Here is a 22,276-nt window from a genome sequence, read left to right as displayed (position 1 = left end):
AAAATGCCAAAGGATAATACGTTTGAAATTCGGGCCGGTCATGGCCAGCAGCAAGGCGCAAATTATGACGGGAAGGGGGTCAACTTTGCGCTGTTTTCAGCACATGCGGAGCGAGTTGAGCTCTGTCTGTTTGACCCTTCAGGAAAAACCGAAATCGCCCGGCTGGAGCTGCCGGAATATACCCATGAAGTGTGGCACGGCTATGTGCCGGACCTGAAGCCTGGCGCGCTGTACGGCTATCGTGTTTACGGCCCCTATGACCCGGAAAACGGCCATCGCTTCAACCCCAATAAACTGCTTATCGATCCGTATGCCCGTGAACTGGTGGGCGATATCGACTGGAACGACGCCCATTTCGGCTATGAGCTGGGTCATGACGATCTCGACCTCAGTTTTGATACCCGCGACAGCGCGCCGTTCACGCCAAAATGCAAGGTCATCGACCCCAATGCTTTTGACTGGCAGGATGATAACCGGCCAACCATTCCGTGGCCGAATACCGTTGTGTATGAGAGCCACGTGAAGGGCTTTACCCAGCTTAACCCGGCGATTCCGCCTGAACTGCGCGGTACGTTTGAAGGGATGGGACACAAAGCCTCGGTCGATTACATCAAAAGCCTTGGCATCACCTCGGTTGAACTGCTTCCGGTTCACTGGTTCCCGGACGATCAACACCTGCTCGACAGGGGGCTGAAAAACTTCTGGGGCTACAACACGCTCGGCTTCTTTGCACCGGCGTCACGCTATTACGGTCCGGCGGGGATCCAGGGTTTTCGCGATATGGTGCGCGCCTATCATGACGCAGGCATCGAGGTGATCCTCGATGTTGTCTATAACCACACGGCAGAAGGCAATGAGCTCGGCCCAACGCTGTCGTTTAAGGGCATCGATAACTTCAGCTATTACCGCACCTTACCCGATCAACACCGGTATTACATTAACGACACCGGCACGGGGAATACGGTGAATACCTCCCACCCGAGAGTGCTGCAGATGGTGATGGATTCACTGCGCTACTGGGCCGAATCGATGCATATTGACGGTTTCCGTTTCGACCTCGGGACAATTCTGGGCCGTGAGCCCGAAGGCTTTGATCCGCGCGGTGGCTTTTTCGATGCCGTCACGCAGGATCCGGTGTTATCCCGTCTGAAGCTGATTGGTGAGCCCTGGGATATCGGCCCCGGCGGTTATCAGGTCGGCGGCTTCCCGCCAGGCTGGGGGGAGTGGAACGACAAATACCGCGATACCGTACGTGAGTACTGGAAGGGCGATAACGTGTCTAACGACTTCGCCGCGCGCCTGCTCGGTTCCGGTGACTTGTATGACCTGCGCGGACGCCGTCCGTGGGCCAGCATCAACTTTATTACCGCCCACGACGGCTTTACGTTGAACGACCTGGTGTCTTACAACGAAAAACATAATGCCGACAATGGTGAAGACAATAACGACGGACATAACGATAACCGGTCGTATAACTACGGAGAGGAAGGGCCGACAGAGAATCCGGATATTATCGCTACCCGGGAGCGGCAGAAGCGTAATTTCCTCACCACGCTGTTGTTCTCTCACGGCACGCCAATGCTGCTGGCCGGGGACGAGTTTGGCCGAACGCAAAAGGGCAACAATAACGGGTATTGCCAGGACAGCGAGATCTCCTGGATCGACTGGAAGGGGTTATCGGAAAACGACACCGCCCTGCGCGACTTTACCCGCCATCTGATTGCCCTTCGCGCGAAACAGCCATTGCTGCGGCGAGAAAGCTGGCGCGACGGACTTGAGATCCGCTGGTTTAACGCCGGCGGCGGCCCGCAGCAGGATGAGCAGTGGGATGAAGGTTCAACCCTCGGCGTATCCATCAGCAGACCGGACCTCAGACAGGAGCCGGGCCTCTGGCACGATGTGCTGATGCTGTTTAACCCGTTTGAAGGCACCGTGCCGTTCCAGATCCCCCAGTTTGGCGAAGGAGGCTGGGTACTGGAACTCTCCACGGCGGATGACGTTGTCCCCGGGACGGTCATCACCAAAGCCGTGGAATACCATCTGGCCGGACGAAGTATTTCGCTTTTCAGACGCCCTTAACTACAGTGATGCCGCCGCCCGCGCGGCGGTGTCATACAGGGAAGATATGGTCCGGAGCAGCTGGGCGGTGTCACCAATAGACGCTCCGGAAATCCCGCTCTCCGCATGGATATTGATCAGACACGCTTCCCGCACGTCGCGGTATTTCATGCATAGCGCTTTCCCTTCCTTCGTCGTTGAGAAATAGAGCTCTTTTCCGGCTTTTTCACTCGTCACGTAGCCCGCCTTGACCAGCTTCTTCAGTGCATACGTCACCACATGGGTATCTTCCACGTTCAGGACAAAACAGATGTCGGCCAGCTTTTTCTTGCGATCGCGGTGGTTCACGTGATGCAGAAGCGAGACATCAAAAGCGCCCATATCTGGCTCACCGGCGGCGGTCATGCAGCGCACCATCCATTTGTTAAACGCGTTGCTGGTCATGATCAACGCGTACTCCAGCTCTGATAATTCCGCGCAACGTTCCGATACCAGATGGCGAGAGGACACGATACGGCCATCGGTTATATCGTCGTGATTTGATGATCCAGCACTCTTCTTTGCAGTCATAACGTTCCTTACGGGGGGTGACGTTGGCCCGGAAATGTAAACTCATCGATAAAATAAGAACATTTTATTGATAAATTGTTTACATGTTTTTGTGGTTCAGATATAGCTTTTTAGTGCAGGTTCTGCGGAGCCTGACGCAAAACACAACATCGCGCGCCGCACTGCATCCCGCTTCGCCATGATGCGAAGTATTAAAAAAATAGCCGCCGGCGCGCAACGCTCACTTTGGATAGGGTAAACGTTTATGGACGGTTCGACACTGTTGCCGCTCATCGGTATACCGGTGGTGGTTATTGGTTTTGCTCTGCGTTTCAACCCGCTACTGGTGGTTGTGGTGGCGGGGCTGGCTACCGGACTGCTGATTGGCATGGATTTTGGGATGTTGCTGGAGACCTTTGGCGAGAAGTTCGTCAACAGTCGTTCCCTGGCGACCTTTATTCTGATCCTGCCGGTTATTGGCCTGCTGGAATATTACGGGTTGAAAGAGCGGGCGCAGGCGTGGGTGGCAAAGATTGCCAGCGCCACCTCGGCACGTATTCTGATGCTCTATTTTGTGGCGCGTGAAGGGACGGCCGCGCTGGGATTGATGTCGCTGGGTGGGCATGCTCAGACGGTTCGTCCGCTGCTGGCACCGATGGCCGAAGGCGCAGCGCTCAATGAGTATGGCGAACTGCCGCAACATATCCGGGACAAGATCAAAGCGCATGCCGCGGCGTGCGACAACATTGCGGTTTTCTTTGGCGAAGATATTTTTATCGCGTTTGGCGCGGTGCTGCTGATAGACGCTTTCCTGAAAGAGAATGGGATACAGGGCATTGAACCGTTGCATATCGGCCTGTGGGCCATTCCGACCGCCATCGCGGCATTGATTATTCATATGACGCGCCTGTTGCGTCTGGATGCCAGCATCCGTCGTGACGTTATGTCCTGGCGCGCTGAGCAGGGTACACAGGAGATCGCGCCATGATGACCCTGATCACCATTAACCGCGTGTATTACCTGATCGGCTTTGTCGTGATGCTGCTGGTCGTGATGACCCTGCGCGATCGCGCGAATCCTAAACGTTTTACCACCGCGCTGTTCTGGTTCCTGTTCGGCGGGATCTTCCTGTTTGGCGACCTGATGGTGCAGGAGCTGGGAAAATCCCTTGCTTATCGAATTATCGGCGGCTGCGTCATTGTGATTGCTCTGCTGGCGGGCTTTGGTCTGGTCGGGAAGGGGCATTATAAAATGGCTACCGATGCCGAGCGCGAAGCCTCGTCAACGCGGCTGAAAAACTGGTTGTTCCTGCCTGCGCTGATGATCCCGGTGGTTACGGTGATCGGGACATTATTCCTGAAAGGGGTGTCGATAGGGGGCGTATTCCTTCTTGACCAGAAACAGCTCACGCTGGCGGCACTGTGTGTCGCCTGTGTGGCGGCGATCCTGACCGGCTGGTGGCTGACAAAAGGCACGCCATTGCAGGCTATTCGCCAGTCCCGACGCCTGGTCGACACCATTGGCTGGGCGGTGATATTGCCACAGATGCTGGCCATGCTGGGCGGGGTGTTTGTGGTGGCGAACACCGGCGAGTCAGTCCAGAAGGTCGTAAGCCTGTTTGTGAACCCCGACAGCCGGTTCATGCTGGTGGTGATTTACTGCGTGGGCATGGCGCTTTTCACCATGATCATGGGCAACGCCTTCGCGGCATTCCCGGTGCTCAGCGCCGGTATCGCCTTGCCGTTTCTGATTAACGTTCACCATGGTAACCCGGCACCGCTGCTGGCGATTGGCATGTACGCGGGCTATTGCGGCACGCTGATGACGCCGATGGCGGCCAACTTTAATATCGTTCCGGCCGCGCTGCTGGAGCTTAAAGATAAGTACCAGGTGATCAAGATCCAGATCCCAACGGCGTTAACCCTGCTGGTGGTCAACGTGTTCTTAATGTATTTCCTCGTTTTTCGCTAAGCGCGGCAACGATCTAAGGAGCTGATATGGAATTAACGCAACACCAGGCCGACGCGTTTGCCCGCATGCCTTTGACCTATTTACGCCAGGAATATCCGAACCACATTATGCACCTGCTTAATGATGATGGTGATGTCCTGCCACCCCGCGAACTGCACCCCATTTTTTATGGCTGCTTCGACTGGCACTCGGCGGTGCACGGCTACTGGCTGCTGCTGCGCTGCGTGCGGCTTTACCCTGAACTGTCGTGCCGGGATGAAATTGTCGCCCTGTTTGATGAACACATCACGCAGGAGAAGGTGGCGAAAGAGCTGGCCTATTTCAAGGCACCGTTTCGCGCCTCGTTCGAGCGCCCTTATGGCTACGGCTGGCTTCTGGCGCTGACGCAGGAGCTGAAGCAGTCCGCGTTACCTCAGGCCGCCAGCTGGTATCAGACACTGCAGCCGTTAACGCAGGACATTCGCGACAGACTGGTGGATTACCTCAGCAAGCTCACCTATCCGATCCGTGTCGGTACGCATTACAACACCGCTTTTGCCCTGGCGCTGGGGATTGATTACGCCCGTGAAGTGCAGGATAACGCCCTTGAACAGGCTATTCTGACGGCGGCGACGCGCTTTTATCTGGCTGACACGCATTACCCGGCCCACTATGAACCGGGTGGTGATGAGTATATTTCCGGCGCGCTGACGGAAGCGCTGTTGATGAGTAAGGTGGCGGAGCATTTCCCGACGTGGTTTGACGCCTTTCTTCCTGATGTGGGGTCTGTTTCGGCCCTGATGCACCCGGCAGAAGTGAGCGATCGTACCGACCCGAAAATTGCCCATCTGGATGGGTTAAACCTCAGCCGCGCCTGGTGCATGAAGCATATTGCCCGCGCGTTGCCGGATAACCATCCGGGACAACAGGCGCTGCGCGAGGCAGTCAACCGACATCTGGCGGCAAGCGTCGAGCATGTGGTGGGAAGCCACTACAGCGGCGGACACTGGCTGGCGAGTTTTGCGCTGCTGGCGCTGGAGTAAATCACAGGTGCAGCGCGTAGTGCGCTGCACCGTGTTTATGCCGTAGCCTGACGCGTGGCGCGCAGCCGGCTCACGCTAAACACGACAGAAACCGCTGAAGCAATGACCGCAATCCACAGTGCATAATGAACGGCCCGATCGTCAAAAGCCGGCTGATTCTGCGTTGTGGCCAGCAGAACGCCGACCACGGCAGCCCCCAGGCATTGTCCAAACGTCCGCACGATAGCCAGTACACCGGATGCGTAGCTGGCATACTCCCGTACCACGTTAGAGAGCATTTCCCGGTTATTGGGACTCTGGAAACAACCAAAACCGATCCCGCACACCAGGCTTCGCAGGCATATATTCCAAGCGGAAGGGCTGGCGGGCAGTGTCGCGAGCAGGATCAATCCCACCACAAACACGATAAGCCCGAGGGTAGATATTAGCGGGGCTGAAATTGTGTCTGCCCAGCGGCCCGCATGCGGCGCAATCAGTACGATACCTATCGGCCAGGGTGTGAACAGCAGCGCGGAGACCACCGGACTGTAGCCATATACGCTCTGAAACAGGAACGGCAGGGCGATAAAGGTGATGCCTTGGCTCACAAACGAGGCCAGCGACGTGAGCGCGGCGAGCGTAAAGCGTCCGTTGTGAAAAATAACGGGAGGCAGTATGGGGCTTCGGGCGCGGCGAATATGCCAGACAAAGGTGATGGCGCTAATCGTGGCGAGCAGCGCCCAGCTGATAGCCTCGTGGCTGATGTGGTGCGAAGCACGCTGGAAACTGTTGGCCGTCATGATCATTGCCCCCAACAGGACCGCGGAGAGCAGTGCCCCCGGGGCATCGAACGGAGAAGGATCTAAAGCCGGCTGTCGTGGTAAGGCCTTCCAGGCCAACAGCAGGGCAATCGTTCCGGGAACAAGGTTAATGGCGAATAACCACTGCCAGCGCAGTACGTCCAGGATCGTCCCGCCCAGTACGGGTGCAATGGCCGTGCTGGAGGCTATAAGCAGGGCGTGCAGTCCCAGAATGCGGCCAAGCAGTCGACCGGGGAAGACGGCGCGCAGTATCGCCGGGGCAATACTCAGTGTGGCCGCCCCGCCAATCCCCTGCAAAATCCGCATCCCGATCAGCATGTCCGGGGTGCGGGCCAGCGCGCAGCCGAGCGAGGTGAGTGTAAAGACGGCAAGTCCGGTCAGAAACACCGGGCGGTAGCCAACGCGGGCCGCCAGGGCAGCGAAGATGGCCAGAGTCATGGCCGCGGACAACAGATACCCATTGGCGAACCAGACGGCTACATTCGCGGGCACCTGCATCGCGCTGGCCATCGAAGGCAAGGCGATGTTGATCATGGTGCCATCAAAAACGCCCATCAGCGTGGTGGTCATTACCGCGGCCATCACCCGGGCGCGTTCATGGCCGGGCAATCCTTCGTCGCCGGGCTGGTTTGAAAATAGCGTCATCGTCGTAACTCCGGAAAGAATGTTGATGACGAAACTATAATCATGGGATATACAAGGCGGAAGACGCAGCAGTTGCACTGTTCAGTTGCATACAACGCCTTATCTGAGGATGCATCATGTCCGATCCGGATTTTAATTTACTTGTCGCCCTCGACGTTCTGCTGGCCGAAGCCAGCGTGGCGGGCGCGGCGCGGCGTTTAAACCTGAGTACGTCAGCCATGAGCCGTACTCTGAGCCGGCTGCGAGAGGTGACCGGCGACCCTATCCTGGTGCGGGCAGGGCGTAATATGGTGCTGACGCCCTGGGCCGAGGCCACCCGGGAGCGAGCCAGAGGGGCCGTGTATGAGGCAAGAGCCGTATTGCAGCCCTCCACTGAAACGCTGAAGGTGGAAAACCTCGAGCGGCTGTTCACCATCAGAGCCAATGATGGTTTTGTGGTCGCATTTGGCCCATTGCTGATTGCCGCCGTGGCCGAAGCTGCGCCCGATGTGTGTATTCGGTTCTCGCCGAAGCCCGAGAAAACGTCACGCTATCTGCGGGAAGGGCTGGTTGACCTGGAAATTGGCGTGCAGAGCAACATGGGACCTGAAATACGCCTGCAGCGATTATTTCAGGATCGGTTCATTGCCGCGGTGCGTAAGGGACATCCGCTGGCGGCACAACCCACGGTCAGCCTTCACGATTATGTTTCCTGGGGCCACGTGGTTGCCGCGCCCGACGGGTCGCTACACGGCTTTGTCGACGATGCGCTGGCAGAAGTGGGGATGAAGCGCAAAATTGCCAGCGTCGTGCCCGGTTTCCCGACGGCGCTATCCGTGGCGCTGGCGTCCGATCTGATCGCTATGGTTCCGGCATTGTATCTGCTGAACCAGCCGATGGCGCAGAGTGTGCATGTTTTTGAACTGCCGTTTAAAACCCGAACCATTACGGTATCGCAGATGTGGCACCCGCGAATGGAAAGGGATCCGGGGCACCGCTGGCTGAGAGAGAAAGTGCTGGACGTGTGTCGGGCTGTGCAGCAACCACTCAGTGATGAGTAACCCGCTTAGGCACGGACAAGATAAAGCGTGTCGACTGAGCATCCGATTCGACGCGGACTTTGCCATGATGCGCGGTGACAATTGACTTCACAATTGCAAGACCAATCCCGCTGCCTTCGCCTTTTCGCTGCCTGGAAGGATCCACCCGGTAAAAACGGTCAAACAGCCTGGGTAGATGTTCTTGCGGGACAGGTTTCCCGGGGTTGGCAATCATCAGCTCAAAATCGTTTTCCCGTTCGGCGATTGAGACGGTTACCGTCTTGCCTTCCGGCGTATAGCGCAGGGCATTGGATAACAGGTTGTTGATTGCGCGTCTGAACATCTGCGGATCGCCTTCGATCAGGCAGGGCATCCCGTGAAACGTCAACGTGATATGACGTTCTTCCGCCCAGGCCTCGAAGAAATCAAAGACTTTAATGACCTCCGCGCTTAAATCAAACATCACCCTGTCCGGGATCAGCTGATTATTATCCGCCTGCGCCAGGAACAGCATATCGCTGACCATCCGGGTCATCCGGTTATACTCTTCAAGGCTGGAGTAGAGGATATCTTCCAGCTCTTTCGGCGTCCGGTTCTGGCTGAGTGCGATTTCAGTCTGGGTCACCAGATTGGTGATGGGGGTTCTGATTTCGTGGGCGATATCGGCAGAAAAATTCGCCTGGCGGGTGAACACATCTTCAATCTTTTCAATCATATGGTTGAACGAAATCACCAGTTGCTCCAGTTCAACCGGAACGCGTGACGGTTCCAGCCTCGCATCGAGATTTTCAGAGGTGATATTTTTAATGGCATTGCTGACGTTACGCAGCGGCAGGTGTCCCTGACGGACCGCGATTCGAATGATAAGAATAATCAGCAGGCTGATCACCACGGCAATCGCAATCAGGTTCTTTTTCAGCGCATCGAGGTAATGGAGATGGAAATTAATAGAAAGCCCGATCAGCATAACGTAATTCTGCGCTTTTCCCTGCAGCGTTGCCGTGCCTGACGAGGCGATAATCCGGTACGTGTCACTTTTCATCTCAGCGCCGGAATGACGCTGCAGGGTGGGGGCATCTACCGTCCAGAGAAACACATCCCGTGCCCGACTGTGCGTGCTGAACGCCGCCGTGTTCACGGCAGGGCGTAACGCTGACCCCTGCGCCGTACTGAACAACACCTCCCCACGCGCGTCGAGAAGCAGAACCGCAACGTTACGATAGCTGGCAATTGACTCTTTGATTTTACTGATTTTCTTCTCGTCCGGATCTGCCGGGGACTGCAGGATACGGTGCATCGCGGTACTGATTTGCTGCAGATCGTTGATATCCTGCTCGGCAAAATGCTTTTCAACGGAGTGCAGCATAAACCAGGTGAAGGCGAAAAATGCCAGTATCGTGGAGAGGCTGATAAAAAACGTTAGCCTGAGGGCTAATGAAAAAGGGCGTCTGGGTAATTTAACGCGCATCCGGTGCCTCCAGCATGTACCCCACGCCGCGGACCGTCTGGATCAACTTCGGCTCATAATCATTGTCTATTTTCGCGCGAAGCCGTTTGACGGCGACATCAATCGCGTTGGTGTCGCTGTCAAAATTCATGTCCCAGACCTGGGATGCAATCAGGGAGCGGGGCAGCACTTCCCCCTGGTGTCGCATAAAAAACTCCAGCAGGCTGAACTCTTTACTGGTCAGCAGGATGCGGTTTCCCGCGCGGCTCACCTTTCTGGACACGAGATCAATCATCAGATCAGCCACCTGAAACTGGCTTTCCGTGATCACCGTATTGCCCCGTCGCAGAAGCGTCCTGACGCGGGCGAGAAGCTCCGCAAAGGCAAAGGGTTTGATCAGGTAATCATCCGCGCCCAGTTCAAGACCCTTCACCCGGTGTTCAATAGTGCCAAGGGCTGAGAGTAACAGAACCGGCATTCCCTTCCCGGCGGAACGTAGCATGCGGATGATATCCCAGCCGTTCACGTCGGGAAGCATGATATCCAGAATCAGGAGGTCATACTCGGCGGTCATGGCGAGATGATATCCGGTCAGGCCATTGTCAGCGTGGTCCACCACAAACCCCGCCTCAGTCAGCCCCTTGCTGAGGTACTCCCCGGTTTTTATCTCGTCTTCAACGATCAGTATTTTCATCTTACTCCCCTGACTGGCTGCTCTGGACATTCTAGAGAGCCTCAAACCGTTATCAATGACTTACGTTAAGAATGACAACATTGTCATTATCCTGTCACCAGGCAAACAGGAAGCACTCTGTAGAGTAACCCTGGTAATACTCTGGACTTCATTTGAAACATTTACCAGGTCTGCCTGGACGAGAAGCGTGATGTGCACATTAAAACGACTTAGCATTAGCACAATATTTTTCCTGGCAGGCTGCGTCTCGCTGGCACCAGAATATGCGCGTCCGCCAGCACCGGTTCCGCAGCAGTTCTCTTTATCCCGAAATAGCCTCACGCCGGTGGTGGCGGGGTATCACAACAGCGGATGGCGTAGCTTTTTTACCGATCCTCAGGTCGCAGCACTGATCGCCGAAGCCCTGAATAACAACCGTGATTTAAAAATGGCCGCCCTCAAGGTTGAAGAGGCGCGTGCGCAGTTCAACGTGACGGATGCCGACAGGTATCCGCAGGTGAATGCCTCGTCAGGTGTAACCTACAGCGGTGGGCTGAAAACGGACAAGCCGACCACACAGCAGTACGACGCAGGGTTGAACCTCAGTTACGAACTCGATTTCTTCGGCAAACTCAGGAATATGAGTGATGCTGACAGACAGAACTATTTTGCCAGCGAGGAGGCTCGCCGTGCCGTGCATATCCTGCTTGTCTCCAGCGTGTCGCAGAGCTATTTCAGCCAGCAACTGGCCTACAAACAACGTCGTATTGCCCGCGATACGCTAAAGAACTATCAACAATCCTGGGCTTTTGTTGAACAACAGCTGGTAACGGGCAGCACCAACGTTCTGGCACTTGAACAGGCCCGGGGGCAGATTGAAAGTACCCGTGCAGAAATAGCGAAAAGAGAAGGCGAGCTGGCTCAGGCCAATAATGCCCTGCAGCAGGTTCTGGGAACCTATCGCGCGCTGCCGGCAGAGAAAGGAGGCGGCGTCGATGAGATTACACCCGTCAAACTGCCGCCTCGTCTGCCGTCAGAAATATTGCTTCAGCGCCCGGACATTATGGAAGCGGAGTATCAACTGAAAGCGGCTGATGCCAATATTGGCGCGGCGCGCGCCGCCTTTTTCCCGTCCATTACGCTAACCAGCGGGCTTTCAGCAAGCAGTACGGAATTATCCAGCCTCTTCACCGCAGGAAGCGGGATGTGGAATTTTATTCCGAAAATTGACATTCCTGTTTTTAATGCCGGAAGGAATAAAGCCAACCTCAAACTGGCTGAAATTCGCCAGCAGCAGTCAATCGTCAATTACGAACAAAAAATTCAGGCGGCTTTTAAACAGGTCGCCGACGCGCTCGCATTGCGGGACAGCATCAGTCAGCAACTCGACGCCCAGCAGCGTTATCTTGATTCGCTACATATCACCCTGCAGCGAGCCAGAGGTTTATATTCCAGTGGCGCGGTCAGTTACATTGAAGTGCTTGATGCCGAACGTTCTCTTTTTGCAACACAACAAACCATTCTCGACCTTATCTATTCCCGACAGGTGAATGAAATTAACTTATTCACCGCGCTGGGCGGCGGTTGGGTTGAGTAATTTCTTTTAATTACTCCATCAGGAAATCAAAAAATGAACAGTTTATTTAACGCGGTCGTACTGGGCGCACTCTCCGTTATATTTTCTGCAGGCCTGCATGCTGAAACACATCAGCACGGGGAGATGAGCACAGCAGCACAAGCCACGCCAGAGCAGGTCATCGCGGGAACCGGCGTGGTGAAAGCGGTTGATCTGAGCACTAAAAAAATCACTATCGCGCACGATGCTATTCCAGCGATTGGTTGGCCCGCCATGACCATGCGTTTCACCTTTGTCCAGGCAGACGAAACTATTCTCGCCTTAAAAGCCGGCAGCCACGTTAATTTTACGTTTGTTCAGCAGGGCAATATCTCTTTACTCAAGAGCATTAAATAGCGAGAAAAAGCATGGCCTCTTTAAGAATAAAGTTTGCTGCCGTCATCCTCGGCAGCCTTATTGCAGGAGGGCTGATTTCAGTTATCGCCTGGCAGTCGGTGCATCCCGCAGAAAAAACAGAACAGACCACGACGGAGAGAAAAGTTCTTTTCTGGTATGACCCGATGAAGCCGGATACCCGGTTTGATAAACCCGGCAAGTCTCCGTTTATGGATATGGATCTGGTGCCGAAATATGCCGATGAAAATGACGAAAAAAGCAGTGAGGGTATTCGTATTGACCCGACGCAGGTTCAGAACCTGGGACTCAAAACGCAGAAAGTGACGCGGGGAGCGCTGAATTACGCCCAGACCATACCGGCCAACGTCAGTTATAACGAATATCAGTTTGTCATTGTGCAGGCGCGTTCTGAGGGTTTCGTTGAGAGAGTGTACCCACTGACCGTGGGCGATCATGTTAAAAAAGGGACGCCGCTTATCGATATCACCATTCCGGAATGGGTAGAAGCGCAAAGCGAGTTCCTGTTGTTATCGGATACCGGCGGAACCCCAACCCAGATAAAAGGTGTTCTGGAGCGACTACGTCTTGCCGGCATGCCGGAAGAGGATGTTCAACGACTGCGTGCGACCCGGAGTATCCAGACCCGTTTTACTATCAAGGCCCCTATAGATGGCGTGATTACGGCGTTTAACCTGCGCGCGGGCATGAACATTACCAAAGATAATGTGGTGGCACAAATTCAGGGGATGGATCCGGTCTGGATCAGTGCGGCCGTGCCGGAATCCATTGCGTATCTTCTCAAAGACAGCTCGCAATTTGAAATTTCAGTGCCCGCGTACCCGGATAAATCGTTTGCCGTTGAAAAATGGAACATTCTCCCCAGCGTGGATCAAACTACCCGCACGCTGCAGGTCCGTCTGCAGGTCTCCAACCAAGACGAAAGCCTGAAACCCGGCATGAACGCCTACCTGAAACTGAACGCCAGGAGCCAGGAGATGCTGCTGATCCCATCCCAGGCCGTGATTGATACGGGCAAAGAACAGCGGGTGATTGTGGTCGATGCGGAAGGGCGTTTTGTGCCAAAAAACATTCATGTTCTGCATGAATCTCAGCAACAGTCCGCGATTGGCAGCGGACTGAACGAAGGCGATTCTGTCGTGGTCAGCGGTCTGTTCCTGATTGACTCCGAAGCCAATATTAGCGGTGCGCTGGAGCGCATGCGTCATCCTGAAAAAACTCACGACGCGCATTCGGGCCATTAAGGAGACGATGATGATTGAATGGATTATCCGGCGCTCCGTCGCCAACCGTTTCCTGGTGATGATGGGCGCTTTGTTTCTCAGCGTCTGGGGAACATGGACTATCATCAATACCCCTGTGGATGCATTGCCCGATCTGTCTGATGTGCAGGTGATCATTAAAACCAGCTATCCCGGTCAGGCTCCGCAGATTGTTGAAAATCAGGTCACGTATCCGCTCACGACAACCATGCTGTCGGTACCCGGCGCAAAGACCGTGCGTGGTTTTTCCCAGTTTGGTGACTCCTATGTTTACGTCATTTTTGAAGACGGTACTGACCTCTACTGGGCTCGCTCGCGCGTTCTGGAATACCTGAACCAGGTTCAGGGCAAATTGCCTGCCGGTGTAAGCTCAGAAATAGGACCAGATGCCACCGGTGTCGGCTGGATATTTGAATATGCCCTGGTGGATCACAGTGGAAAACACGATCTTGCAGAACTGCGTTCCCTTCAGGACTGGTTCCTGAAATTCGAACTGAAAACCATCCCTAACGTCGCGGAGGTTGCGTCAGTAGGCGGCGTGGTTAAGCAGTATCAGATTCAGGTTAACCCGTTGAAGCTGGCGCAGTACGGTGTCACGCTGCCCGACGTTAAACAGGCTCTCGAATCATCTAACCAGGAAGCAGGGGGATCATCCATTGAAATGGCGGAAGCGGAGTACATGGTCCGCGCCAGCGGTTACCTTCAGTCCATTGATGATTTCAATAATATCGTCCTGAAAACGGGCGAGAACGGCGTGCCGGTTTATCTGCGCGATGTGGCCCGCGTGCAAACGGGCCCGGAAATGCGGCGTGGCATTGCAGAACTTAACGGCCAGGGCGAAGTTGCTGGTGGCGTCGTGATCCTGCGCTCGGGGAAAAACGCACGTGAAGTTATTACCGCAGTGAAAGACAAACTGGAGACGCTGAAAGCCAGCCTGCCAGAGGGTGTCGAGGTGGTGACCACCTACGATCGCAGCCAGTTAATTGACCGCGCCATTGATAACCTGAGTAACAAACTCCTTGAAGAGTTTATCGTGGTGGCCATCGTCTGTGCGCTGTTCCTCTGGCATATCCGCTCTGCGCTGGTGGCGATCGTTTCTCTGCCGCTTGGCCTGTGCATTGCCTTTATCGTCATGCATTTCCAGGGGCTAAACGCCAATATTATGTCTCTGGGCGGGATTGCCATTGCCGTGGGGGCGATGGTGGATGCCGCCATTGTGATGATTGAAAATGCGCATAAACGGCTGGAAGAGTGGGATCATCAACACCCTGAGGAGCAGATAGACAACGCAACCCGCTGGAAGGTCATTACCGATGCGTCCGTTGAAGTGGGCCCGGCGCTGTTTATCAGCCTGCTGATCATCACCTTGTCGTTCATCCCCATTTTCACGCTTGAGGGACAGGAAGGGCACCTGTTTGGGCCGCTGGCCTTCACGAAGACGTATGCCATGGCGGGCGCGGCCGCGCTGGCGATCATCGTCATTCCTATACTGATGGGGTTCTGGATCAGAGGGAAAATCCCCGCGGAGACCAGCAACCCGCTGAACCGACTGCTGATTAATGCCTATCACCCGTTATTGCTTCGCGTGCTCCACTGGCCGAAAACGACCTTGCTGGTTGCGGCGTTAACTATTTTTACGGTCATATGGCCGCTGAGTCAGGTCGGGGGGGAATTTCTGCCAAAGATCAATGAGGGCGATCTGCTGTACATGCCTTCAACGTTACCTGGCGTATCGCCGGCAGAGGCTGCCGCGCTCTTGCAGACGACAGACAAATTAATCAAAACCGTCCCTGAAGTGGCCTCCGTATTTGGTAAGACCGGTAAGGCCGAAACGGCGACCGACTCCGCGCCACTGGAAATGGTCGAAACCACCCTTCAGCTTAAACCTGAAGATCAGTGGCGACCAGGAATGACGATTGACAAGATCGTTGATGAACTGGATAAGACCGTGCGTTTGCCCGGCCTGGCTAACCTCTGGGTACCGCCGATCCGTAACCGTATAGATATGCTCTCCACCGGCATTAAAAGCCCAATCGGTATCAAGGTGTCTGGCACCGTTTTGTCTGATATTGATGTCACGGCACAACGTATCGAAGCGGTGGCCAAAACCGTGCCGGGCGTGGTTTCAGCACTGGCAGAACGTCTGGAAGGCGGACGCTACATCGACGTGGATATCAACCGCGAGAAAGCATCCCGATACGGAATGACGGTGGGTGATGTGCAGCTGTTTGTCTCATCAGCCATCGGTGGCGCAACAACCGGCGAGACGGTTGAGGGCGTAGCCCGTTACCCGATCAATATCCGCTACCCTCAGGATTACCGAAACAGCCCACAGGCACTGAAACAGATGCCCATTCTGACGCCCATGAAACAGCAAATTACCCTGGGCGATGTCGCTGATATTCGTGTCGTTTCCGGACCTACCATGCTGAAAACGGAAAATGCCCGTCCTGCCAGCTGGATTTATATTGATGCTCGTGGCAGGGATATGGTGTCGGTTGTAAACGACATTAAAACCGCTATCAGCCAGCACGTAAAATTAAGACCGGGCACCAGTGTCTCTTTCTCCGGACAGTTTGAATTGCTGGAGCACGCCAATAAAAAACTGAAACTGATGGTGCCAATGACGGTAATGATCATATTCATTTTGTTATATCTGGCATTCCGTCGTGTTGATGAGGCACTGCTTATTCTGATGAGTCTGCCATTCGCACTTGTCGGCGGAATTTGGTTCCTGTACTGGCAGGGCTTCCATATGTCCGTGGCGACCGGAACCGGCTTTATTGCCCTGGCCGGGGTGGCAGCAGAGTTTGGCGTGGTGATGCTGATGTATTTGCGTCATGCCATTGAAGCCCATCCGGCGCTTGCCCAGCGGGAAACCTTTACCGCGGAAGGGCTCGATGAAGCCCTTTATCAGGGGGCGGTACTCCGCGTGAGACCGAAAGCGATGACCGTGGCGGTTATCATTGCCGGTCTGTTGCCCATCCTCTGGGGAACCGGTGCGGGCTCAGAAGTCATGAGCCGGATAGCCGCGCCGATGATTGGAGGAATGATTACGGCTCCGCTGTTATCCCTGTTCATTATTCCGGCCGCCTACAAATTAATCTGGCTGCGAAGACATAAATAAACGCGCGACGATATTAAAAGGACACGCTGGAGTGTCCTTTTTTATGCGTATGGGGCAGGGGGTTATTCCCCGTATGGCCCAGTGACAGAAATGTCATCAGCCCGTCACGGGATAAACAGAGGTCGGTTTTTATAATCAATGATAATTCAGACGCCGATGCATTTATCTCTGACTTTTCATTCAGCGATATTGCAGAGCATGTAAACTTAGGAGATTCGACCATGAAAAAGATCCTGTTATCCATTGTCACCATTATGGCTGTCACCTCATCTGGCTGGGCAGCAGAAACGATCAACATGCACGACCAGGTTAATAACGCTCAGGCAACTGCGCATCAAACCATGGCTGAGATGCACAAGAAAATGCTCAAAGCTGGCCCCTGTAATACTACTCCCGAATCGGCAAAGTCTTTCTCTGCGATGAATGAGCATGAGAAGGCCGCCGTTGTGCATGAAACGGCGAACAATGGGCAGTCTTCTGTTATTCACCAGCAACAGGCAGAGAAACATCGCCGTATGAATCAGGCGAATTAACTGGCGCGTGGTGGATGTCACGGCTATACGCCCCTCGAGTGAGGGGCGTTTTCAGCATCTTTTAGAAGTTCTTCTAAAGATGCAGCCACCGCTGAGCAGTATCATGCCGATACGGAGAAGCGCTGCAGTTGGTTTGCAGGCATGACCAGGCGAGCTTACAGCGCGCGAGAATGTTCTTCTCTCTGGCTATCGTTTTTCGCCATATCCATTAATAGTGCGATACCAATATAGTTACTCCAGTTAAATGCATTTTGAAGCACGACTACCGCATTGCCTTTTTGTTTATCGAAACCGATAAAGCTTGAGTAGCCGCCAATATAGCCTACCTGATAAGTAATTTTTTCCAGACCGATAAAGTCGGTGGTCCAGGCAATACCCTGTACACCATCGGCGCGTTGAATATCGGTATTACTGACTTCAGCAAAGACGCTATCCAATAAGCGATTGTCGGTTGTCGCCACGTGATAGCGGGCATACGCGGCCAGATCTTCGGCGTTACTATATAAACTCGCTGCCGCTACCATGTTGTTGGAAAAATGCCAGTCGGGTGTCAGCTGCCCGCGCGTGATGAATTTGGGCTGATCGCCAGCATGACCAAGCGCACGCTGTGAGTATCCCTTTAACGTCTGGGGAGTAAAACTACTGTTAGCCATTTGCAGCGGTTGAAAAATATAGCGCGAGGCTAAACTCTGAATATCTTCGCCGGTTTTGTGTTTCAGGATATAGCCAATCAGGGCATAGCCGGTATTAGAGTATTGCGGCATTTTATGCTGCGGTGCATGCCAGTTGGCTAAATAGCGCAATACGTTATCGCTATCCAGTTCGCCATAAAAGTTATCGCCACTGCTTAAATAGCTGATGAATTTTCCCAGCATCGGAACATCCATATTCTGACGGGGCAGGCCAGAGGTGTGGGTCACCAGTTCCAGTAGAGTAATTTTTTGTGCATCTGCGCTTAAGGGCGTACCCGGTGGCAGCAATGTCGCCAGGTTATCGTCCCAACTCAGCCTTCCTTCGTTCACCAGACAAGCCACCACTTCCGCCGTAATCCCTTTGCTGAGCGAACCGAGGGCAAACAAGGTATTGGACCCGATCGGGTAGCGATTGGCCACATCGGTTACGCCCCAACTGTAAAACTGCGGAGAACCGTAATTATGGATCACCGCAACCGTCATCCCGGGAACGGATTTTTGCGCCATATAGTGACGGACCACGCTATCAACGTCGCCGTCCAGCGATTTATGGGTGAGGAGTTCCTGTGTTCCTGCCGGGGAGGACATTTGCGAGAGGGTGCCACAACCGCTCAGTGACGGGATAACAAGCAGAAGCCAGCGAAAATGTTGAGTTATGTTCTGCATACCTGTCATGTGTGGTGGTCATTAGAGCGCCCGGAATGTATCACACCTGGCCTGCGTAAACGCCATTTTTCTACGCTTTAGCCGCCAGGGGCGATTTCTGCGGTTATCCCGCCTTTATTACGCAGAAATAGTGGTTTGACAGGAATAGACGTTTTACGGGTACTCATGTGCGCCGTTTGCTTTAGATAATCCCTAAAGTGCGGCGTCTGTCTGTGGAGTTGATAATCTTCCTCACTGGCGTAAATCTCATAGAAATACCAGCGGTGGGGATCATCTACGTCTGTCGCGGCATACATGGCAAGCACGCCTTTTTCTATGTTGAGCGACTGAGCCATTTCAGGAAGGACAATGTTTTTGAATTCGGTCTGATATTCCGGCTTCACCTCGACTACCACCAGATTATTGATGGTCCGCTCATCGGGTATGATGTGTTTGTCCCCTGTAAATTGCGGCACCAGTGTGATTTTCAGCTTCCGATCAATCATATCAGGAGCTTGAGCATCAAACGCTTTGTATGGAGCGGCATCCAGATGTTTGCGGTAGGCCAACTCGCTTGCATAAAGCTCAACCATATATGCCTGACGCGCATTGTCGCCAGTGTATCTCTATTACCCGAAAAACGCGGGGAAAACGAAAAGGGTGAAAGCCCTGATTGATTTTCTGATCTCCGCGACCGAGCGATAAGGTTGCGCAGGCACAGGGCGAAGTCCCGCCAGTAGTGGCGGGAATGTGTTTAACGCTGCATGTTATTGCGTGTCTGGCGGATTTGCTGGCGCCAGGCGCGGTTATGAAGGGTAAATAGCAGCATCTTATAGAAGGAAGGAGATCGTATACAGAAACCGCTGAGCAGCAACATGACAACACTCACCAGTGCGGCTGTTAAATTGACGCCTGGCCAGATGGTGCCGCTCAGAGCCGCAATCAGATAAACGACCGTCAGCAGAAGGCTTATGAATGCCAGAGAAAGATGTACCCGCACGGCGCGAATACTGCCTTTACCCATCATAAACATCGTCAGACCGTTGATGCCGGCGAACAGAAGGGCAATCAGCACTACCCACACAAATACCTTTTCTGCCGGCTGATTGAGTGCGGCGAATACGCCGTAGCCCAACCATAGCTGCGGAATAGCAAAACTGACAATCACCCCGAGGGTGCTGATTGCCGCAGGGATACCCATAGTATGTAGCCCCACGGGCTTACCCATCTGCTGGACCAACTGCGTTTTCAGTTCTTGCAGCTGCGAATCGTTGGCATTGTTTATACGTACCGCTATGTCGTTACAGTGTTGTAGACGACGGGATAGCTCTTTAAGCATTTGAATACTCTAGGCTTAAGGCTTAATTTATGATTTCGATGATAGCAGTGTTAAAACGTTGAGCCAATATCCTGTGGTCAGCCAGGATGGCCTGGAATTAGAAAAGGGTAGGATTGCATAATGAGTGTTGCCCATGAATGGATCATAATAGTCAATTTAACATAATATACATTATGCGCACTTGCATGGATTAAGGCAGAATCTGGCTTTTTGTGGTCATCCTTGTTCTGGTGTTTGACAGCCTCTAATGCACCTTATCTGCTCCGAATCCTCTAAACCTGCATAGTCATCTTCACTCACGCTGTTTATTCTCTGGCTTCTCTGCCGGCGCAGCATACCAGTTATCTTCCGTCACGACGACCGCGCCTTCTGGTTGCATCACAAAGTTTGGCGACATGATTTGTACATTAAACTCGTTAAAAACATCCTGAATATTGCTGTGCAGTTCATTGCGGGCCTCCGCCAGTGATTGCCCGGCACGCAGCTTCACCTGAAGTTCATAAGCAATATACCAGTCCATCAAACTCAATTGTCTTACCAGCGGCTGTTGTGACTGATCGATACATTTCGCCCGTCTGGCGGCAATCTCCAGCATGGCATGAACTTGCCGCCATGGCGTGTCGTATCCGATAGTGACACCTGTCGTCAGGTTCACGCCACCATCTGGATTTTGCGCGCTGAGATTAGTGATTTTGCCGCTAACTACGACAGCATTCGGTACGGTTACAACGTAATTCTCCCGCGTAATGATTTTCGTCGCGAGCATACCTATCTCGGTGACCAACCCTTCGTTATCCGCGACCCGAATGATGTCGCCTTTTCTCAAGGCTCGCGAGTAAATCAGTACCAGGCCACTCATGGCATGGTTCATCACCCCGGCAGACCCCAGGGTCAACATTAGACCAAAGAACACACTGATACCTTTAAAGGCCAGTGAATTGGCCCCGGGTAAAAACGGGTATGCCGCGGACAGAGCAAATAACCACACCACTACAGAAATTAACTTCCGCGTCGCGCCGACGGTTTCAGGATGGATCCCGGGAAGGTGTAAACGCCCTGCTTCTACCTGATTTAACAAGACTTTAAGGAGTTTTAGAATGAAGGCTGTGATAAGAAAAATAATCAGGACGATCAAAATGCCCGGCATAGCCGAGACAATGGACAGTGCGATATCCCGCAGAACACGCATGGTCCAGTCACCCAGCGATGCCCCCCAAACGCGCGTCCAGGGAAACAGACTGAATGCCCAACTTAGCCAGATATAAAGCCCGAGAATACCCAGAATAATCATCAGCAAAGCATACAAACGAGTCTCAATCGCGCCGACAAACCTGCGCCAGCTTTGTGGAATGATACTGCGGTTCTCAAGAATGCGGCCTCGATAAAAACGCCTTACTCCACGCCATGACCGCCAGGCACCGTACCAGAAAACAAACAGTGCCAGCAGCCCTGCGGCCGTTTTGCCTGCCGATAATGCCAACCACCCGGCGTCATATTGATCGCGAAGCGCCGTACGTTGTGCCTCCATTCGGGTCAGCACACGTTGAGCAGCTTCATCAAGCGTCAGGTCGTCACCCTCATCGAGATCGGCTTGTGCCAGTAACATCACCGGCTTGCCGTTCATCACAATCAGTCTTCCCGGTTGGTTGTAACGGGTAACCGGAATAATTTTCAGGGGCTCCCGAACATCCTGTTGAGAGAAATTGCGCAGCGTATTACGAATGCGCAAAACTCGCTCTTCAGGCGTGGTCAGACCGAATTTTGCCTGCAGCATAACAATCGGCTGATGGAAAATATAAACCGTTCTGGCGCGCTCCCGATCTGTCGGCTCCTGGCGCGGCTCTGCGGCTACGCTGAGAAAGGAGATTACCGAGAGCAAGCATGACAATGTAACGAGCAGGATCCTCTTCATTCCCCCCCCTGAAACGCAAGATTATTGTTATTTTTCAATACGCCCAGAGAATGGCTGATCTCTGCTTTTTGAGCATAGACCAGCTCGACTCTTCTGCAACTGTCTTAAAAAAACAATAATGCACAATATTGCTTGAAATTGCACGAAATTGGCGACTAATATGAAGCCAGAAAAAAAGACGCACAAACGTGCAAACTCATGCATTTTTACTTACTGAGGTTGATATGACACAACAGTTGATTTTAATCGCCGGCCCCTATCGTAGCGGCACCGATGGCGTGCAGGCGCGCATTGATGAAAACCTTGCTCGTCTTGAAAATGCGGCGTTAGCCGTCTATCAACGTGGCCACGTTCCGGTTATTGGCGAATGGCTGGCCTTACCGTTGGCAAAAGCGGCTGGCTCGAAATCGATGGGTGATGAAATCAGTGAAGCAATGCTGTATCCCGTCGCGCACCGACTCATTGCGAAATGTGATGCTATCTACCGGATTGCCGGCGCGTCCAAAGGGGCCGATATGGACATTGAGGTGGCGCAAACGCTGGGGCTTAAGATTTACACTGCGCTTGAGGATATCCCTCAGGTTTGATGTTG

Annotated in this window: 18 protein-coding genes and 2 pseudogenes; 12 read left to right on the top strand and 8 right to left on the bottom strand. The window is 53.6% G+C overall.

The genetic code is table 11. The features are described 5' to 3' along the window. The first annotated feature begins 3 nt into the window (after positions 1 to 3). On the top strand, positions 4 to 2,079 hold the full coding sequence (gene glgX / locus QLG09_RS16705; protein WP_032680984.1) for a glycogen debranching protein GlgX: 2,076 nt from the start codon (positions 4 to 6) through the stop codon (positions 2,077 to 2,079). Here glgX and QLG09_RS16700 read toward each other — a convergent pair whose 3' ends face one another. Further along, positions 2,080 to 2,628: a winged helix DNA-binding protein gene (locus QLG09_RS16700; protein WP_047744670.1), complete on the bottom strand. Its 549-nt coding sequence runs from the start codon at positions 2,626 to 2,628 to the stop codon at positions 2,080 to 2,082. It abuts the gene before it with no gap. A 244-nt stretch (positions 2,629 to 2,872) separates the two neighbouring features. Here QLG09_RS16700 and QLG09_RS16695 point away from each other — a divergent pair, with 244 nt between their 5' ends. The 3 genes from QLG09_RS16695 to QLG09_RS16685 are packed head-to-tail and all read left to right on the top strand — an operon-like array spanning position 2,873 to position 5,600. Continuing rightward, positions 2,873 to 3,595 (top strand): DUF969 domain-containing protein, encoded by a 723-nt coding sequence (locus tag QLG09_RS16695; protein ID WP_282489112.1) that lies wholly within the window; start codon positions 2,873 to 2,875, stop codon positions 3,593 to 3,595. After that, positions 3,592 to 4,578, top strand: a complete 987-nt coding sequence (locus tag QLG09_RS16690; protein ID WP_014170090.1) for a DUF979 domain-containing protein — start codon at positions 3,592 to 3,594, stop codon at positions 4,576 to 4,578. The genes QLG09_RS16695 and QLG09_RS16690 overlap by 4 nt, the downstream gene beginning before the upstream one ends. Before the next feature lie 26 nt (positions 4,579 to 4,604). Then, positions 4,605 to 5,600, top strand: coding sequence for a DUF2891 domain-containing protein (locus tag QLG09_RS16685; protein ID WP_182268588.1), 996 nt, complete (start codon positions 4,605 to 4,607; stop codon positions 5,598 to 5,600). A 35-nt stretch (positions 5,601 to 5,635) separates the two neighbouring features. Here the strand turns inward: QLG09_RS16685 and QLG09_RS16680 are convergent, their stop codons facing one another. Further along, entirely contained in the window at positions 5,636 to 7,045 is a 1,410-nt protein-coding gene (locus tag QLG09_RS16680; protein WP_138013850.1) for an MFS transporter, read from the bottom strand. Between the two features lie 116 nt (positions 7,046 to 7,161). Between QLG09_RS16680 and QLG09_RS16675 the strand changes: the two genes are divergently transcribed. Beyond that, positions 7,162 to 8,085: a LysR family transcriptional regulator gene (locus QLG09_RS16675; protein ID WP_282489111.1), complete on the top strand. Its 924-nt coding sequence runs from the start codon at positions 7,162 to 7,164 to the stop codon at positions 8,083 to 8,085. Here QLG09_RS16675 and QLG09_RS16670 read toward each other — a convergent pair. Both QLG09_RS16670 and silR read right to left on the bottom strand, forming a co-directional pair. Beyond that, a complete protein-coding gene (locus QLG09_RS16670) occupies positions 8,072 to 9,532 on the bottom strand; it encodes a Cu(+)/Ag(+) sensor histidine kinase (RefSeq protein ID WP_282489110.1) in 1,461 nt (486 codons plus the stop codon). The two genes, QLG09_RS16675 and QLG09_RS16670, sit on opposite strands and share 14 nt — an antisense overlap. Next, positions 9,522 to 10,205, bottom strand: a complete 684-nt coding sequence (silR, locus tag QLG09_RS16665; protein WP_032670366.1) for a copper/silver response regulator transcription factor SilR — start codon at positions 10,203 to 10,205, stop codon at positions 9,522 to 9,524. Before silR ends, QLG09_RS16670 begins: the two co-directional genes overlap by 11 nt. A 190-nt stretch (positions 10,206 to 10,395) precedes the next feature. Between silR and QLG09_RS16660 the strand changes: the two genes are divergently transcribed. The 5 genes from QLG09_RS16660 to QLG09_RS16640 all read left to right on the top strand — a co-directional run bounded on the left by QLG09_RS16660 (position 10,396) and on the right by QLG09_RS16640 (position 17,096). Next, the gene (locus QLG09_RS16660; protein WP_282489109.1) at positions 10,396 to 11,781 is read left to right on the top strand and encodes an efflux transporter outer membrane subunit; all 1,386 of its coding nucleotides are present in this window, start codon (positions 10,396 to 10,398) and stop codon (positions 11,779 to 11,781) included. A 33-nt stretch (positions 11,782 to 11,814) separates the two neighbouring features. Continuing rightward, positions 11,815 to 12,156: a cation efflux system protein CusF gene (gene cusF, locus QLG09_RS16655; protein ID WP_014170083.1), complete on the top strand. Its 342-nt coding sequence runs from the start codon at positions 11,815 to 11,817 to the stop codon at positions 12,154 to 12,156. A gap of 11 nt (positions 12,157 to 12,167) precedes the next feature. Next, positions 12,168 to 13,418, top strand: a complete 1,251-nt coding sequence (locus QLG09_RS16650) for an efflux RND transporter periplasmic adaptor subunit (RefSeq protein WP_282489108.1) — start codon at positions 12,168 to 12,170, stop codon at positions 13,416 to 13,418. A 10-nt stretch (positions 13,419 to 13,428) separates the two neighbouring features. Further along, positions 13,429 to 16,563: a Cu(+)/Ag(+) efflux RND transporter permease subunit SilA gene (gene silA / locus QLG09_RS16645; RefSeq protein WP_282489107.1), complete on the top strand. Its 3,135-nt coding sequence runs from the start codon at positions 13,429 to 13,431 to the stop codon at positions 16,561 to 16,563. A 221-nt stretch (positions 16,564 to 16,784) separates the two neighbouring features. After that, positions 16,785 to 17,096: a hypothetical protein gene (locus tag QLG09_RS16640; RefSeq protein WP_049022559.1), complete on the top strand. Its 312-nt coding sequence runs from the start codon at positions 16,785 to 16,787 to the stop codon at positions 17,094 to 17,096. A 155-nt stretch (positions 17,097 to 17,251) separates the two neighbouring features. On the opposite strand, the gene QLG09_RS16635 is transcribed toward QLG09_RS16640, so the two are convergent. Then, positions 17,252 to 18,454, bottom strand: coding sequence for a serine hydrolase domain-containing protein (locus QLG09_RS16635; RefSeq protein WP_282489106.1), 1,203 nt, complete (start codon positions 18,452 to 18,454; stop codon positions 17,252 to 17,254). 77 nt (positions 18,455 to 18,531) lie between these two features. Then, positions 18,532 to 19,047, bottom strand: a pseudogene (locus tag QLG09_RS16630) (putative quinol monooxygenase); the annotation flags it as partial. 1 nt (position 19,048) lies between these two features. Between QLG09_RS16630 and QLG09_RS16625 the strand changes: the two are divergent. Beyond that, positions 19,049 to 19,138 (top strand): annotated as a pseudogene (locus QLG09_RS16625) (LysR family transcriptional regulator); the annotation flags it as partial. A 49-nt stretch (positions 19,139 to 19,187) separates the two neighbouring features. Here QLG09_RS16625 and QLG09_RS16620 read toward each other — a convergent pair. Then, positions 19,188 to 19,772, bottom strand: coding sequence for a hypothetical protein (locus tag QLG09_RS16620; protein ID WP_049022561.1), 585 nt, complete (start codon positions 19,770 to 19,772; stop codon positions 19,188 to 19,190). 292 nt (positions 19,773 to 20,064) lie between these two features. Then, entirely contained in the window at positions 20,065 to 21,684 is a 1,620-nt protein-coding gene (locus QLG09_RS16615) for a mechanosensitive ion channel domain-containing protein (protein WP_049022562.1), read from the bottom strand. 224 nt (positions 21,685 to 21,908) lie between these two features. Here QLG09_RS16615 and QLG09_RS16610 point away from each other — a divergent pair, with 224 nt between their 5' ends. Next, positions 21,909 to 22,271, top strand: a complete 363-nt coding sequence (locus QLG09_RS16610) for a DUF4406 domain-containing protein (protein ID WP_020884136.1) — start codon at positions 21,909 to 21,911, stop codon at positions 22,269 to 22,271. Positions 22,272 to 22,276 lie beyond the last annotated feature (5 nt).

Origin of the sequence: Enterobacter sp. V89_11, assembly GCF_029967775.1 — a bacterium.
GTDB lineage: Bacteria > Pseudomonadota > Gammaproteobacteria > Enterobacterales > Enterobacteriaceae > Enterobacter > Enterobacter ludwigii.
Note: the sequence above shows the minus strand (reverse complement) of the source record. Positions and strands in the feature narration are given on the sequence as shown.